14 protein-coding genes are annotated in these 16210 nt (G+C 56.1%); 5 read left to right on the top strand and 9 right to left on the bottom strand.

Annotated elements, in window-relative coordinates; translation table 11 throughout:
- Positions 1-28 precede the first annotated feature (28 nt).
- The 3 genes from GN111_RS07910 to GN111_RS07900 all read right to left on the bottom strand — a co-directional run bounded on the left by GN111_RS07910 (position 29) and on the right by GN111_RS07900 (position 3535).
- Positions 29-1177 (bottom strand): thiolase family protein, encoded by a 1149-nt coding sequence (locus GN111_RS07910; protein WP_155303240.1) that lies wholly within the window; start codon positions 1175-1177, stop codon positions 29-31.
- Positions 1178-1188: 11 nt separating this feature from the next.
- Positions 1189-1650, bottom strand: a complete 462-nt coding sequence (locus GN111_RS07905; protein ID WP_155303239.1) for a Zn-ribbon domain-containing OB-fold protein — start codon at positions 1648-1650, stop codon at positions 1189-1191.
- Positions 1651-1732: 82 nt separating this feature from the next.
- Complete coding sequence (locus GN111_RS07900; RefSeq protein ID WP_155303238.1) at positions 1733-3535, bottom strand: AMP-dependent synthetase/ligase; 1803 nt, start codon at positions 3533-3535, stop codon at positions 1733-1735.
- Between the two features lie 319 nt (positions 3536-3854).
- On the opposite strand from GN111_RS07900, the gene GN111_RS07895 reads away from it, so the two are divergent.
- The 4 genes from GN111_RS07895 to GN111_RS07880 all read left to right on the top strand — a co-directional run bounded on the left by GN111_RS07895 (position 3855) and on the right by GN111_RS07880 (position 9924).
- Positions 3855-5735: an acyl-CoA synthetase gene (locus tag GN111_RS07895; RefSeq protein WP_155303237.1), complete on the top strand. Its 1881-nt coding sequence runs from the start codon at positions 3855-3857 to the stop codon at positions 5733-5735.
- 100 nt (positions 5736-5835) lie between these two features.
- The gene (locus tag GN111_RS07890) at positions 5836-6654 is read left to right on the top strand and encodes an SDR family oxidoreductase (RefSeq protein ID WP_170302187.1); all 819 of its coding nucleotides are present in this window, start codon (positions 5836-5838) and stop codon (positions 6652-6654) included.
- A gap of 77 nt (positions 6655-6731) precedes the next feature.
- On the top strand, positions 6732-7535 hold the full coding sequence (locus tag GN111_RS07885) for an enoyl-CoA hydratase-related protein (RefSeq protein ID WP_155303235.1): 804 nt from the start codon (positions 6732-6734) through the stop codon (positions 7533-7535).
- A gap of 334 nt (positions 7536-7869) precedes the next feature.
- Positions 7870-9924, top strand: a complete 2055-nt coding sequence (locus tag GN111_RS07880; RefSeq protein ID WP_155303234.1) for a methyl-accepting chemotaxis protein — start codon at positions 7870-7872, stop codon at positions 9922-9924.
- Between the two features lie 17 nt (positions 9925-9941).
- On the opposite strand, the gene GN111_RS07875 is transcribed toward GN111_RS07880, so the two are convergent.
- The 6 genes from GN111_RS07875 to GN111_RS07850 all read right to left on the bottom strand — a co-directional run bounded on the left by GN111_RS07875 (position 9942) and on the right by GN111_RS07850 (position 15507).
- Positions 9942-10871 carry a radical SAM protein gene (locus GN111_RS07875; protein WP_155303233.1) on the bottom strand — a complete coding sequence of 310 codons (930 nt, stop codon included), beginning with the start codon at positions 10869-10871 and terminating at the stop codon, positions 9942-9944.
- 181 nt (positions 10872-11052) lie between these two features.
- Entirely contained in the window at positions 11053-11493 is a 441-nt protein-coding gene (locus tag GN111_RS07870; protein WP_155303232.1) for an iron-sulfur cluster assembly scaffold protein, read from the bottom strand.
- Positions 11494-11599: 106 nt separating this feature from the next.
- Positions 11600-12235 (bottom strand): NifB/NifX family molybdenum-iron cluster-binding protein, encoded by a 636-nt coding sequence (locus GN111_RS07865; RefSeq protein ID WP_155303231.1) that lies wholly within the window; start codon positions 12233-12235, stop codon positions 11600-11602.
- 25 nt (positions 12236-12260) lie between these two features.
- Positions 12261-13106, bottom strand: coding sequence for an Mrp/NBP35 family ATP-binding protein (locus tag GN111_RS07860; protein ID WP_176603282.1), 846 nt, complete (start codon positions 13104-13106; stop codon positions 12261-12263).
- 12 nt (positions 13107-13118) lie between these two features.
- The gene (locus GN111_RS07855) at positions 13119-13871 is read right to left on the bottom strand and encodes a response regulator (protein ID WP_155303230.1); all 753 of its coding nucleotides are present in this window, start codon (positions 13869-13871) and stop codon (positions 13119-13121) included.
- Between the two features lie 250 nt (positions 13872-14121).
- The gene (locus GN111_RS07850) at positions 14122-15507 is read right to left on the bottom strand and encodes a sigma-54 interaction domain-containing protein (RefSeq protein WP_155303229.1); all 1386 of its coding nucleotides are present in this window, start codon (positions 15505-15507) and stop codon (positions 14122-14124) included.
- 486 nt (positions 15508-15993) lie between these two features.
- Here GN111_RS07850 and GN111_RS07845 point away from each other — a divergent pair, with 486 nt between their 5' ends.
- Complete coding sequence (locus GN111_RS07845; protein WP_155303228.1) at positions 15994-16152, top strand: hypothetical protein; 159 nt, start codon at positions 15994-15996, stop codon at positions 16150-16152.
- Positions 16153-16210 lie beyond the last annotated feature (58 nt).

The raw sequence follows: 16210 nt of genomic DNA, 5'->3' as shown, positions 1-16210 counted from the left end.
AACGCCGGCATGCGCCGCAAGATGCCGTTTATGGGCGTATACTTGATAACACCCAGACACAGTGCGACTGCCCGCACAGCCCGTTGACTCCCTGGGCCACGCCGACGGAAGGATCCTTGACCTGGGCAGCCCCCGCCTCCCCGCGCAGTTGACGAACCACCTCGGCCATGCGAATCAGGCCGGCGGCGATCACCGGATGGCCGCTGAGCAGGCCGCCCGACGGATTGACCGGCAGCCGTCCACCGATGTCAAAGGCGCCTCTTTCCAGTTCGCTGCCGGCCCGGCCGTCGGGGCAAAGCCCCGTGGCTTCGAGCCACATCAGCTCCTGGTAAGTGAAGGCGTCGTAAAGCTCGGCGACCTGAATCTGCTCGGCCGGATCGGTAATGCCGGCCATGGAAAAGGCCTTTTTCGCGGCTTTGGTCAGGGCGTCGGCCCGGGAAAGATCCCGGTCGCCCAGGTGGTAGGCATCCGCGCAAAAGGCGGCGCCCCGGATCCAGACCGGCGGTTTGGCCGCGTTTTTGGCCCGGTCCTCATTGGCGATGATCAGGGCGCAGCAGCCGTCGGACACCGGCGAACAATCCAGTTTGTGCAGTGGATCGCAGATCATCTCCGAGGTCAGCACATCGTTCACGTCGATGGTAAGCGGCAACTGGGCTTTGGGGTTGTGGCGGGCATTGCTGTGGTTTTTGACCGAGACCCTTGCCAACTGCTCGGGTGTGGTGCCGGTGCGGTGCATGTAGGCACTGGCCTGCAGTGCGCTGGCGCTGATCATGTCCATGCCGATGGAGCGCTCGTAAATGGGGTCGAAGGCCGCGTTGGTGATCAGGCTGGAAACGCTTTCCGAACCCTTGCTGTGAGCGGTCACCAGGGTAGTGCCGTAAACGCCGGAAAGAACCCGGGTGAGACCGTAAAAGGCGCCGAAGGTGCCGTCTCCTTCCACGCAGGAGACATTTTTGTCGCGGGCGCCGCTGGCATCGCTCACTGCCATGCAACTGATGGTCCGCCCGTCCCAGAAGTCGTTGGAAGTGGTAACCACGTTATCGATGTCATCGATCGACATCCCCGCATCGCTTAAGGCCAGGTTCACCGCCTCCCAGGCCATGTCGGCAAAACCGTCGCCGACCTTGTTTTTTTCGATGGCGGTCATGCCCACGCCCACAATTGCTGCCTTATCCATAACGATCCTTTCTATTCGACCGGCTCGAAGTGCGAGATGGCGTTGATACTTGCCCCGGCCTGGTCGGTAAAACAGGCCCGTACACGCATACCGATGGAGACCTGGTCCGGATCGATTCCGTCGATGGTGTGTAAAAGGGCGGTGTCGGCGCCGTCCAGTTTGATCAGGGCGAAGACCACCGGCACCTTTTTGGGGATGGCGGCCAGCTGGCGCCTGGCCACGGTAACGGCCACGACGGTGCCCACGGATTCCACAGCCGTCCAGGTTTCATTGGTGGTGAAGCAGGTCGGGCAGGTTTTACGCGGCGGCACGAAGACACGCTTGCACTTGTCGCAGCGGGTTCCCAGAATCTTCTGCTCATCGCGCAGGGATCTGAGAAATTTACCGGCCGTGTTGCCTGCCCACCAGGTATAGGGAACGCTGATCTGGCTTTGGTAGACCATAGGTTCGATGGTGTCCAGCGGGTTGCTCATGATTGGCTTCCTTTTATTGATGGTGAACGGTGAACGGTAATCCGTCTTCCGAATTCTGACTTCCGTCCTCTGTCCTCCGTTCTCAGTTTACGTCCGCATACATGGATTCGATCAGATCCGTGTAGTTTTCCTGAATGACGTTGCGCTTGATTTTCAAAGAGGGCGTCAGCTCGCCGGCTTCCTGGGAGAACTCGTTTTTAATAATCCGGTAGCGCTTGATGGTTTCGAAGCGGGCCAAATGGCTGTTGCGCTCGGCCACATGTTCGTCGATGATGCGCATGAACACCGGATTGTCCAGCAGGCCATCAAGATCGCTGCAGTCGATGCCCCGTTTCTGGGCGATCACCTCGGCCTGCTCCAGGTTGATGGTTAGCAGTGCACTGAGAAACTTTCTGCGCTCTCCGATGACGATGAAATGCGTGAACAAGGGATCGCTTAAAAACAGGTTTTCGATTTTCTGGGGAGCGATATTTTTGCCGCCTGAGGTAATGATCAGGTTTTTTTTGCGGTCGGTGATCATGAGAAAACCGGCGTCGTCGAAGCTTCCGATATCCCCGCTTCTGAGGAATCCATCCTCGGTAAAGGTTTCGGCGGTCTCTTCGGGCATCTTCCAGTAGCCCTTAAAAACGTTGTCACCGCGAATGAGGATTTCGCCGTCCTCGTCCAGTTTGATTTCCACCCCCGGAAGGGGCCTTCCCACTGTCCCGATTCGGTAATCGGCCAGGTTGCTCATGGTGGCCGGAGCGAAGCACTCGGTCATACCGTAGCCTTCCACCACCTGGATCCCGGCGGCATTGAAAAACAGAACGATGTCCCGAGCCGTGGGAGCGCCGGAGGCCGTCATCCAGCGCACGCGCCCGCCCAATGCTTCCTGCAGCTTCTTGAAAATCAGGTTGTAGGCCAGGCGGTATTTCAGTTTGAGCAGGGCCGGAATCGGCTTTTTCTCTTCTCGCAGTGTGGAAATGCGGGCTCCGATGGCGTGTCCCCAGTAGAAGATTTTACGGCGCCAGGCCGGCTGCTGTTCCACCTGCATGAGAATTTTCTGGTAGACTTTCTCGCACACCCGGGGAACGGCCAGGATGATAGTGGGCCGTTTTTCGCCGAAATCTTCGAGTACCGTGTTGACGCTTTCGGCATAGGACGAGGTGATGCCCTTGTACATGCCGTAAAAGTGACCAGCGGCCCTTTCGAACACGTGGCTTAAGGGCAGAAACGGCACCGCCTGATCGGCATCGTGGGCAAACTCGGGCTTTATGCGATCCAGCGAATCGATGACGGCCATGATATTCTTGTGCGTGATCATGGCGCCTTTGGGAAGGCCCGTGGTCCCCGAGGTGTATACGATGGTTGCCAGATCCTCCGGTGCCACCGCCCCGGCCAGTTTTTCGAAGGCTTCCGGATCGTTTTTCCGGGCCTTGCTTCCCAACTGCATCAGTTCGGAAAAGGAGATCAGCTTGTCGTTTTTCGGTCCGTTGCCGTCCATGGCGACGATGGTCTTAAGGGCCGGGCACTGTTCAGCGGCATAAAGGGCTTTTTCTACCTGCACCGAATCTTCTACCACCAGGATTTTGACCTCGGCGTTGCCGACGATGTAGGCGACCTCGTCAGCGGTGAGGGTGGTGTAAATGGGAACCAGGCAGGCTCCGATGCCCAGGGCGCCCATATCCGTATACAGCCATTCCAGACGGTTTTCGGAGAGCAGCGCCACCCGGTCGCCCTTTTTCACGCCCAAGGCCAAAAGACCCAGGCCCACCGATCGGGCGCTGTCGTAATACTGGGTCCATGAAGCGCTTTCCCAGCGACCATTTCTTTTTTTCTCCACCGCCAGACGATTGTTGTATTTTGCGACGCGATTGCGAAAGACCTGATTGATTGTTGTTTTCATGATCCTCCTCGTTCCTTTCCGTTTGCGCGGCCGATGTGGGTGCGTCTTGATTTCCAGAAACCGGAAAAAAGGCGCGGTGGTGTCGCAAAAAGTTCAAAGCTTGAAGTAGGTTCGAAATTATAATCAGGTTCAAAAATAGCTTGACTTCCCATATGGGATTCTTTATTAAAAGTCAACCACGAATTGAAGCTTCTTCAAGTTTATAACCGGATTCAAAATTGCCTTTCGCTCCCAACTCGAATACCGTTGATGACTAGCGGTTGAGGAGCAAACTAGAATACAGTTAACCTGAAACCCGGAGCCAAACCACGGAGGCGTCATGAAAGAGCCGTTTGTCATCGCAGGAATGAAGGATGTCGAAGCCATCGAAGCGGTTTCATTCAACGAGCGCGTCGCCGAAACCAACACCTTTGCGGTGTTGGAAAAAGGCGCCGCCATCGAACCGGAGTCGGTGGCCATCAGTTTTCTCATTAATGGTGATAGCTGGGACCAGCCCGTCCGGATCACCTATGGGGAACTGATCCACAAAATTCGCCAGTGCGCCAATATGTTTCACGATTTGGGCATAGGTCCCAACGACGTGGTCACCTATCTGCTGCCCAACATTCCTCAGACCCACTTCGTGCTCTGGGGTGCCGAGGCGGCCGGTGTCGTCAATCCCATCAATCCCATGCTGGAACCGGACACGATTCGGGACATCTGCCGGGCGGCCGGCACACGGGTGATGGTAGCTTTGGGAGACCTTCCGGGAACCGAGATCTGGAAAAAGGTCATGGCAATCAAGGACCAGATCCCGACCCTCGAACACATCATCTGTGTGATGGGCCCCGGAGACGGTGAAAAGATACACAGCTTCGACGAAAAGGTGGCAGCGTATCCCGGCGACCGCCTGACCTTCGATCGCACCATTGCCCCGGACGATGTTTCCTCGCTCTACCACACCGGAGGTACCACTGGAACGCCCAAACTGGCCCGCCGAACCCATATCAATGAGGTGGTCATGGGATGGATGATCCGCGCCATGGGCGGATTGGGGAACGATACCACCGTGCTTTGCGGCCTGCCCCTGTTTCATGTCAATGGAACCACCGTGACTGGTATCACGCCGTTTTCCCTGGGCGCCCATGTGGTGATGCTCTCGCCCATGGGGTACCGCGATCCGTCGGTTATCAAGAATTTTTATAACATTGTGGAGCGCTACCGGGCCAACTTTTTCTCGGCCGTCCCCACGGTGCTTTCCACACTGATGGACATTCCGGTGGGTGATTCGGATATTGACTCTCTCCAGTATGCCATCTGCGGCGCCGCCCCGCTCAGCGTAGAGATGTTCAAGCGCTTCGAAGCCCATACCGGCATGAAAGTGCTCGAAGGCTACGGCCTGACCGAAGGGGCCTGTGCTTCGTCCATCAATCCCAAAAACGGCGAGCGCAAGGTGGGCAGCATCGGCATTCGCATGCCTTACCAGCAGATGAAAGTGGTGGTCGTGGATGACGACGGCCGTTATCTACGGGATGCCGAAGCCGGAGAAATCGGTGCCATTGCGATCTGTGGGCCCAACGTTTTCAAGGGATACGTGGAAGAATCCCACAATGCCGGCATCTGGGTCCAGGACGGCTGGTTCAACACCGGCGATCTGGGCCGCATGGATGCGGACGGCTATTTCTGGCTGACCGGCCGAAAAAAGGAGCTGATCATCCGCGGGGGGCACAACATCGATCCGGCCACCATCGAAGAGATATTGTATCGCCTGCCCGACGTGCAGGTGGCCGCCGCCGTGCCTCAGCCCGATCCCCATGCCGGCGAGGTGCCCGTGGCCTATGTCCAATTGGCCGCGGACAGTTCCATGACCGAAGAAGATCTTCTCGCCTACGCCCGGGAACATATCGGCGAAAGGGCCGCCGTGCCCAAAGCCATCCATATCGTCGAAACCGTCCCCCTGACGCCCGTAGGCAAGATTTTCAAGCCGGCCCTGCGCTGGGATGTTATCGAAAAGGTTTATCTCAAAGAACTCGAGGCGCTGGGCGATCAGGTCGAAAGGGTGTCCGTATCGGCGGGCGAGGACAAGGTCCACGGTACCCGGGTAGATCTCGCCATAACGTCCGCATCCGGCGTCGATCCAGCGATTTTGGAAAAACAGATCACCGATATTCTGGCCCGTTATACCCTGCACCTTTCATTGACGGTCGAACCGTCGTCATGATGCGTGCCTGTGCCGACGCGGCTTCCGGTCCATAGATCTTTCCTTGCCATGGGTCATCTCCGCCGGAAGCCGCGTCTTTTTTCCCCTTATGAGGTGTGCAATGAAAGCGTTGAATGGTAAAATTGTCGTGATCACTGGCGGTGCGGCCGGCATCGGCCGAGAAATGGCACTTGCGTTTGCCCGGGAAGAGGCCTGCCTGGTGCTCCTGGACATCGACCCCGACCAACTGGACGCTACCGTGGCCGAGTTGACCCGTAATAAGGCCGCGGCCAAAGGCTATCGCTGCGATGTCTCCAATCCGGAGGAAGTGGGCCGGGTCGCTGCCAAGATTCTGGAAGAATTCGAGCATGTAGACGTTCTGGTGAACAATGCCGGCATCGTGATCGGCAAACCGGCCGCAGAAGTGTCCTACGAGGAACTGCGCCGGATCGTTGATATCAACGCATTGGGGGTCATGTGGATGACCCGCCAGTTTCTTGGCAAGATGATGACGCGCAACAGCGGGCATATCGTCAATATCGCTTCGGCTTCCGGACTGTTGGGCGTGCCTCGTCAAACCGATTACTGCGCCACCAAGTTTGCCGTGGTGGGCTATTCGGATGCCCTGCGCATGGAGATGAAAAAATATGGCTGCCGCGGTGTCAAAATCTCCTGCATCTGCCCTTCGGTGATCGATACCGGTATGTTTGCGGGGTTTACGCCGCCACTGCTCAATCCACTGCTCAAACCGGCGGACGTGGCATGCAAAATCGTTCGCACGGTGAAACGGGAAAAGGACTATCTGAAGATTCCCTTCATGGTCAAGATGATTCCCTTTTTCAAGGTGCTGCCGCCGTCGTGGGTGGACTGGATGGTGGCCCTGACCGGCACGAACAATGCCATGGACCACTTTGTTGGTCGGAGGTCGGAGGTCGGATGATGGAAGATGGATGACGGAAGATGGATGACAGTTCACCGATCATAGTTCACTGATTCAAACCCAATAACGGAGCAGCCATGGCCCTGATCTATGAAAAGAGAAACCACATTGCCTATCTTACCCTGAACCGACCCGAGGCCCACAACGCCCTCGATCCGGAGACGGTCATCGAACTGGCGGATGCCTGGCAGGATTTTTCCCAAGACAAGGAGATGCGCTGCGCCATTATCACCGGTGCCGGGGAGAAGAGTTTTTGTGCCGGTGCGGATCTGGGGCGCCTGATCCCATTGTGGACCGGCGCCAGGAAACCGGAAACCGAGGCCGACAAGCAGGTCCAGGCCAATCCCGCCCTGGCTCAAAATGCCCTGCTTCGCGATCTGCCCCTTTCCAAGCCGGTGATCGCAGCCGTCAACGGCAACGCCATTGCCGGCGGCTTCGAAATTCTCTACAACACCGATATCCGCGTGGCCGCAGAGGATGCCCGTTTCGGGCTTCAGGAGGTCAAATGGTCGATTGTTCCCGCCGGCGGATCCACCGTTCACCTCACCCGCCAGATACCGTACGCCCGCGCCATGGAGATCCTGCTCACCGGTGAACTGATGGATGCCCGGCAGGCCTTGGAATACGGCTTTGTCAACCAGGTGGTGCCCAAAGCGCAGGTGATGGAAGCGGCCGAGCGCTATGCCGCCATCATCGCCAAGAACGGTCCTCTGGCCATAGCGGCGATCAAGCAGGCGGTCCTGGAAAACTCCGGAAAGGACGTCAAGACCGCCCTGGCCCGGGAAATGGAGTTGTCCATTCCGGTCTTTTTGAGCCAGGATGCCCAGGAAGGCCCGCGGGCATTCAAAGAGAAGCGGGACCCGGTGTTTACCGGGGAGTAATTCTACAAATCCTTGCGCATGACAACACCGCAGGCGCTGCCTTACGAAGGGTGTCTGCGGACCTTGCCGCCGGGCCAATACCGCCGTGAATCCATTTCGGCCGCGTGACCAAGGCCGACAGTCTTCTTTTTTCCAGCCAATCCGCCACCGCTCAGCCGACCCGTCAAGTCCTACCGGAAACAAAAAAACGGTTAAGTTTTATATCTGGTGAACGATATTCAGATTGTGTGCAGGATTATGTTACGGGGCGGGTAATCTCTAATGGAACCGCTTATACGATGATTTTTTGCCCGCCAAAGGTCATCGGGGACATCGCCTCAAAAGGAGTCCAGAGATGAAAATGATGCAAAAGGTAAGTACCCGTATGTTACTGCCGGTCGTCACGGCTACGGTGATTTTTTCAGGCGCCCTGTATATGGTTGCCGGAACCACGATGAACAAGATGGTAGAGCGCAACCTGGACCGGATCGCCCAATCCAAGGTCGCCGATATTGCCATCAGCGAAAAACGGATCGCCAACAAGATGCTGGGCCAGGCCGCCCTGTTCAGCCGGGCCAAAGCGGTACAGGATGCCTATCTCACCGCCTATCAGGGTGATATCCGAAATGCCGACGATCCGCAGATGGAGGCCGCCCGTAAAGAACTCAGGCGCTATTTCGCCAGCGTTGAAAAAGGCTACGAATCCGTTTCCAACGGCAAAGCATTTCGCATCCATTTTCACGTTCCACCAGCCAGAAGTCTGCTGCGCCTGTGGAAGAAGAAACAAAATAAAAGCGATGATCTGACTGCCTTCAGAAATACGGTGGCCACCATCAGCAGTGGAAATCACGCTCCCATTACGGGTATCGAGATCGGCCGCGGCGGTTTCGCCATTCGCGGGATTGCTCCGGTCATTGCCGACAGTGGAAAGTATCTGGGCTCTGCCGAGGTGCTTTCCTCCTACGACCCGCTGGTCAAGTACAGCATCAACAATGACCACGAATACATTGCCGTTTATATGAACAAGGAATTTCTGCCCATCGCCACCAAGCTGCAGAACAGCGCAAAAAATCCGGTGATCGGCGACCGGTTCGTATTCGTATCGTCCACCCGTTCCGAAGTCACCGAGCCCATTCTGACACCGGATCTCCTGGAAAAGGGCCGTTCACAGGTCGCCAATCTCCGGAAAGACAATTACGCGATTACGGTTTTTCCCATCAAGGATTTCAGCGGCAAACACATCGGTGTCATGGCATATGTCTTCGATGCGTCGGATATGATTGCCACCTTGACGACCATCCAGTGGGGGATCCTTGTTCTCTGTCTCTTGCTGATGGTCTGCATCCTTGTCCCGCTTTTTTTCGGTGTGCGTTCGGTGACCAAACCCATCAATCATACCGCAGCGATGATAAAGGATATCGCCCAAGGCGAGGGCGACCTGACCAAGCGCCTACCCATCATGAAGAAGGACGAGATCGGAGAACTGGCCGGCTGGTTCAACACCTTTCTGGAAAAGCTCCAAGCCATGATTCAAAAGATTGCCACGAATTCTTCCGATGTGGGTCAATCGTCTAAAGAATTTGCCGAAATTGCCGCTCAGTTGTCTGCCGGTGCGGCTGAAACCTCCCAGCGCTCCAACAACGTATCAGCCGCCGCCGAGGAGATGAGCGCCAATTTGAACAATGTGGCCGCGGCTATGGAACAGTCCTCTACCAACACCTCCATGGTGGCCTCTGCCTCCGAGGAGATGACCGCCACCATCAACGAGATCGCCCAAAACGCCGAAAAGGCCCGGTCCATCTCCGACCAGGCCGTGCAGAAGGCCGGCGAGACGACCAACCGGATGGATGGACTGGGACAGGCCGCCCAGGGCATCGGCAAGGTGGTGGAGACCATCACCGAAATTTCCGAACAGGTCAACCTGCTGGCCCTGAACGCCACCATCGAGGCGGCCCGGGCCGGCGAGGCCGGCAAGGGCTTTGCCGTGGTAGCCAACGAGATCAAGGAACTGGCCAAGCAGACCAGCGCCGCCACCCTGGAGATCAAGCAGAAGATCGAAAACATCCAGGGCAGTACCGATGGCACGGTGCAGGGCATCAACGAGATCTCCGAAGTGATCGCCAATGTCAACGAAATCGTCGGCACCATCGCAACGGCCGTGGAAGAGCAGAGCGCAACCACCCAGGAGATCGCCAACAACATCAATCAGGCCTCAACGGGCATCCAGGAAGTAAACGAGAACGTCAGCCAAAGTTCCACAGTGGCGGAGGAAATCACCAAGGATATCGCCGTCGTCAACCAGAGCGCCGGTCACTTTGTCAGCAGCAGCGATCAAATGATGGGAAAGGCAGAAGAACTGGAGCGGATGGCTTCGGATCTCAACGTCATTGTCTCCGGTTTTAAAGTTTGACGGATTCGTAAAAGAAGCTAACGATAGGTGTAATACACTTCCTTGTTTCTCAGGTCGGCGCGGATCCGGTTTTGGTGAATCAGTTGGCCGAGAATTTTCGATACCTCGTTGATGTGCATGCCGAAGGCCGTTTCGATCTGTTTGATGGTGCAGGGTCGGCGCTTGAGCATGCCCAGAATCCGAGCCTCGTTGACCTCGACCTCCGTTGTTCTTTGAACTGGAAGCCCGGCAGCAATGCGGGCGGGCGGATCGAATAACGTTGCCAGTTCCTCAAGCTGCTCAATGGGCACGGCGGCGGCAAAATCTTCTGCCGGCGGGCGGGTGATGGTGTTGAGATGAATACGCTCGGGATGGATTTGTCGGGCCAGACGTGCAATTTTTTCAACATCCGCGGGCATGGCGTTGATGCCGGACAACAGGAAAACTTCCAGCCACAATTGGCCCTTATAATCACCGCGAAATTGTCGCAGCCCCTCCATGAACACATTGAACTTGATCGCTTCGTGGGGGCGGTTGACCCAATCGAAGGATTGCTGGTTCCAGGCGCTCAAAGATACTTTCACCACTTTGGCCAACGTTGCGGCTGCACGCACTTCCGGCAGGTGGAGCAGGGTGCCGTTGGTCAAAAGTACCGAAGGAATGGGCTGGTCGCGAAGGAATTCCAGCACCTGCCCGAAGTCTGAATGCAGGGTCGGTTCCCCCGAGCCGGAAAGGGTCAGGTAATCGGCCTCACCATCGGTTTGCAACCATTGACGGATTTCTTCGATGACCGCCTCTATAGGAACATATTCCCTCCGTTCGATGGTTTTCTTCCGGGTGCGCCCCAGTTGGCAGAAGACGCAATCCAGGCTGCAGGTCTTGTGTGGGGTCAAGTCGATCCCCAGCGAACGTCCGAAACGCCGGGATGGCACCGGGCCGAAAAGATAACGGTAGTCAGGCTGTTTCATGGGTATTGGCCAGCATTGGGGTAAATTGAGTAACAGTCTCGCAAAAAGTCGAAATTATCATCTTTTCGTCATTCCGGCGTAGGCCGGAATCCAGTAATCTCAATTGTTTCTATATGCCGGATCAAGTCCGGCATGACGAATCTGGTACTTTTTGCGAAACCATCATGAGTGATTCATGCCTTTATTTTTCGGAGACGATGTTATTCATATAAAGGTTCAACGCCTCCTGAACCGTTGCCGCTGCCAGAAAGGCACAGTGCCGGTCTTCTTCCGGAAAGTTTCCCAGCTTCTCCAGAACGGCGTCGCCGGTAATGTCCGTGAGTTCGTCCGGTGTCCTGCCGATGGCCATCTCCGCGGCAAAGCTGCCGCACACCGTACTCGATCCGCAACCGTCTGTCAGATAGGCGGCGTCGCACACGCGATTTTCCTTGAATTTGAGAAAGATCTCCATGGTGTCGCCGCATTCTCCGGTGACCCGCGCATGGGAATCCGCGTCGGCCAATGGTCCCCGGTAAAGAGGATTGCGCCAGCGCTGAAATCCGGCTTCACCGAACGCCTCGCGTGTTTCGTCGAATATCTGCTGCTGTAAGTTTTCTACGAATTCATCCAGTTTGTCTGTCATTTTTTTACTTTCAATATTGCTCAAGTAGGGGCGAAAGATTTTTCGCCCTTACCCCGCCTGCGCAGGTATGACACCAATGTTCAACGTTTTACGAAACCGTCATGGTTCACGAGAGTTGTTTGATCCGATCCTCAATAGCGGACAATTGCTCTTTGCAGGCATCGGCCTGACGCTTCAAATCCGCCAGTTCCTGGTCCCGGGACAATGCACCGGAAGGCTGCCCAGCTCCGGGGAAACCGGTGCCATAGCCGCCGCATCGGCGTCCCATGCCGCGTCCGCCGCCCATGCCCATTCCCCTGCCGCCGCCCATGCCACGTCCGCCGCCAAGACCCCGCCCGCCGCCCATGCCCATGGCGGCCTGGCCGGCTCCGGCATTGGCTGAAGCGCCCGCTTTTGACGGAGCGTTGGCACGGTCGGTGGCGCTCAGCGTTCCGTTTTTAAACGCTTCGACGACGTCCCGGACGTTCCCCTGCTGGTTCAGGATTGTCTGAAGCCCTGTTTCGGAAAATACCTGCATGGCCTTGGGACCGCAGCTGCCGGTGATGATCGCCCTGACGCCTTTGGACGCGATCATGCTGGCCGCCTGGATGCCGGCTCCGCTGGACAACTCGGCATTTGTATTTGGCACCGCTTCGCAGCTCATGTCGTCCGTTTCGACGATGAGAAAATACGGGCACCGGCCGAAGCGCTCGTTGATGGTGGCCTCGAGGTTTTGGCCATTAGCACTGATTGCAATCTTCATCGTTACAATCCTCCTTCCTCCTCCGTCAATTTTTTTCAAGGGCCGCGGCAACCTGGTCCACGATTTCCAAAAAGGCTTTGGAGACTGGAGAGTCCGCATACTGCCGGCTGTAGGAGACGCCGGCGTCGCCGCATTGCACCACCCGTGGATCGAAGGGGATGCGCCCTAAAAGCTTCAACCCGGACTGCAACGCCGTCCGTTCTCCTCCGCCGGAACCGAACAAGTCGACGGATTTGCCGCAATGGGGGCAGGTGTAGCCGCTCATGTTTTCGATGAGACCGAGAATTTCCATTTTGACGGTCTTGCAAAAGCTGATCGATTTTCTTACGTCCGCCAGGGCGACCTCCTGGGGGGTGGTGACGATGACGGCGCGGGCATCTTTGATTAACTGCGCCACGGTGAGGGGTTCGTCGCCGGTCCCGGGAGGGGAGTCGATAATCAGGTAATCCAGGTTGCCCCACGCCACCTCGCTGAGAAACTGGCGGATGGCGCCGTGTTTGACCGGCCCCCGCCAGATGACCGCTTCGTCCTTGTTGACCATAAGCGATTCGATGGAAACCGCCGACAGGTTGTCTGAATAGTGCATCGGGTTCAGTTTTCTGTCGGCGCTGGCTTCCAGCATTCCAGAAAGTCCCAGCATTCTGGGAATGTCGGGCCCGTGGATATCCACATCCATCAAACCGACCTTGAATCCTTTTTCGGCCAGGGCGATGGCCAGGTTGACGGAGACACTGGATTTCCCGACGCCGCCTTTACCGCTCATGACCATGATTTTGTTCTTGATTTTGTTCAACGACCGTTTGGCCAGTTCATCGGGACTCGGTTCCGGAGGCTTGTCCATGATACCGATACCGTCGGATGATTTTTTCATCGGTTCTCCTCGTTATGCTTGTAAAATTTGATTCAAATGGGTCATCAGCCGCTCTGCGTCGCCGCGGTCCGGTTCGGCTGGAAGCTGCATCAAAATGCCCAGCCCCTCACTGGCCTCGTGGTACGCTTTTTCGGAAAGCGAACTGACAAGGGCACAATTGATCATGGGATTGACGGCGACCAGCCGTTCGACGAACGTCAGCCCGGGCATGTCCCCAAGGTCTTCATCCACTACGACAAGGTCTGCAGGTGTTTTGCGTAAGGTCTCCAATGCCTGGTTGCCTGAGGCCGCCCGGGCGACCGATCCGTTGCGTGCTTCGATTTCCGCCTGCAGCGCGGCGAAACGATTCTGTTGGGTCGTGACGAACAGCAGTTGGGTCAATGGGTTGCTCCTTAATTTTTGTGAATGGGTTTCTGCACAGTGGTCACCGTCATGGCAGCCGGGCATCACGAAGGAGGGGGAAAGAGAATTTCCCAGGGCATACGCCTCCAGGACACGGTTCACTTCACCGGTGATGAAGGGAATCAGTTTGATGCCGCCGTTGGTTATGATGGTTGCCGGCACTTGGGACACCGCACCGCATATCAGCACGGGCACGTCGAGTTCCGACAAGATTTTCGTCAGGTTGGACGGCATTTCGGGATCGAAAATGACGTAGGACCGATCCGTAATCCGGAGGTCTTCGATCTTCGCGATCAACAGGCGCCGTGAGGCGTCAAACACCGGTGAAATGCGTTCCTCCCAGACGGTGACAGCTACTTTCATCGTGTTCTCCTGCGTTTTGTTTTACTATTGAGCAAAGCATATGCCATTTTTCAATGGTAGAATCGTATGGTTTGAATTTATTTTTATATAAGAATGACAAAAGGTTGGATGGTAGAAATGTGAAAACGGGAAACGAATGGCCAAAAAAGGGTTGCATATGTGCAACCAAAACAGCGACCCTATGTGCGACTCTATCCCGCCAGATGGCGATGCTAAAAATCGAAAAAGATGCACCAGAGGCCACCGGCGACTATCCCCTTTTTTCGGTCTTCGAGCGGCCGTCGGTCTGCGGAAGAACGATGCCCAGTTTTTTTATTTTACGAAAAAGGGTGCTTTTGTGCATGCCCAGCTCTTTGGCTGCGGCCAGGCGGTTGTAATGGTTGCGTTTAAGTGCATTCGTGATGGCATGGGCTTCGGTGGAATTGAGTGTGTGGGTAAGGCCGTTTTGCTCTTCGGGCGGCCGCTGGCGGTAGTCCATGCTGCCGGGCAGGTGATCCACCGTGATGTTTCCACCCCTGCACAGAACGAAGGCGTGTTCGATGAAGTTTTCCAGTTCGCGGATATTGCCGGGATAGTCGTGGCTCATGAGGATCTGGAGGACCCGGTCATCCACACCGGTGATCGCCTTTCCTCGCAGCAGGTTCATTTTTTCGATGAAATGCCCGATGAGCAGGGGGATGTCCTCCTTGCGCTGCCGAAGGGGAGGCAGGTTCATGCGAACCACGTTGATGCGATAGAACAGGTCCTGGCGGAATTTCCCCCCGGCGACCTGATCGGCCAGATTCTGGTTGGTGGCGGCGATGACACGGACATCGGATACGATTTTTTTAACCGAACCGAGTGGTACGAAGGCCTGTTCTTCCAGGACGCGAAGCAGTTTCACCTGAAAGGCCGAACTGGTGTCTCCGATTTCATCCAGGAAAATCGTACCGCCCCGGGTGGCCGCAAAGTAACCGGTTTTATCCTTCGTGGCGTTGGTAAAAGCCCCTGCTTTGTAGCCGAAGAGTTCGGATTCCAGCAGGGTGTCGGGCAGGGCGCCACAGTTGATTGCCACAAAGGGCTTGCCTTTGCGGGGACTGGCCTCGTGAATCGCCCGGGCCAGCAATTCCTTGCCTGTACCGGTCTCGCCCTCGATCAGGACCGTGCTGCCGCTTTCCGCCACCATGGGCAATATCGCCAGGATTTTATGCATGGCATCGCTGCGACTGACGATATCGCCAATCTGAAAGCGGCCGTCCAGGCATTTACGCAGGGCTTCCACCACGCTGCGGTCCCGGAAGGTTTCCACGCCCCCCAGCACTTCGCCATCGCAGCCGATCAGCGGTGCCGTGGAAACAGAAATGGGGATCCTTTTTTTGTCGCTTCGGACGATATAAGTGGAGGTATTGGTCAGGGAGGCACCTTCTTCCATGGTTCGTTTCAGGGCGCAGTCCTCCTCACACATGTTGGACCGGAAAACCTCCCAGCAGTGGCGGCCGATCGCCTCGTGACGGGGAATTCCGGTAATTTTTTCCGCAGCGCGATTGAAGGACATGATGCGCCATTCGTGGTCGACGGTAAACACGCCGTCGGAGATGCTTTCCAGGATGATTTCGGTGACGTTTTCCAAAATGGGCGTGGGGTTTGACTTTTTCATGATGGCAATGCGTTTTTGTCGGAAAATTCGAACATCGCGTACCGCAGGCTGTCGTGACCGAATCTTTATACGCTACTTGGCCGGCATGCGCCAGTCTTATCGTCAGGATTACAGGATTGCAAGGGTGCAATGTTGCAACGCTTCCTCGCGCATGCACAAAAACACCCCCGATTCGGGGAAATTCTTCGGAAAAATCGACAATTATCGCGTTTAGCACTTGCCAAGACCCTTTATCTGGTGTAAGCAGTGCGCCAACGCTCATTATTGCTCAACCGGTGGGTCGAGTGTTGTCCCCGACGTAAAGTGGTGTTTACCTCCCCTTTAAAAAGCATTGTGCTGAAGTAAATCCCTGAACGGCAGGTGGATTGCAAACATTGATACGGAGTGCGAACCGCCGATTGCGGGTCACGCCGGCCAGACCGGCATGGAGTGACCGCAGCTGAGGATCGTATAGACCGAACAACCAACTAACCAAGAAGAAAATTGATGGACGAGAACAAAAAGAAACAAATCGAAGCCAAACTGCTCCAACTTTTCACCCAGACCGATAAAAAGCGGACTGTCGGTGCCTCCTCGAGAAAAACGCCTGACGTCGTCAAGGTCATCCGTCGCCGGAAGGGCAAACCCGATTCGCAGGTTGCATAAAGCTATTCTTTGCGTTGCATGGTTTCTAAAATAGTGGTATTTAAACACTATTTTAACC

It is taken from the genome of Desulfosarcina widdelii, from assembly GCF_009688965.1.
Taxonomy (GTDB): domain Bacteria; phylum Desulfobacterota; class Desulfobacteria; order Desulfobacterales; family Desulfosarcinaceae; genus Desulfosarcina; species Desulfosarcina widdelii.
The sequence above is the reverse complement of the archived record's forward strand: the minus strand, read 5'-3'. Positions and strand labels throughout refer to the sequence as shown.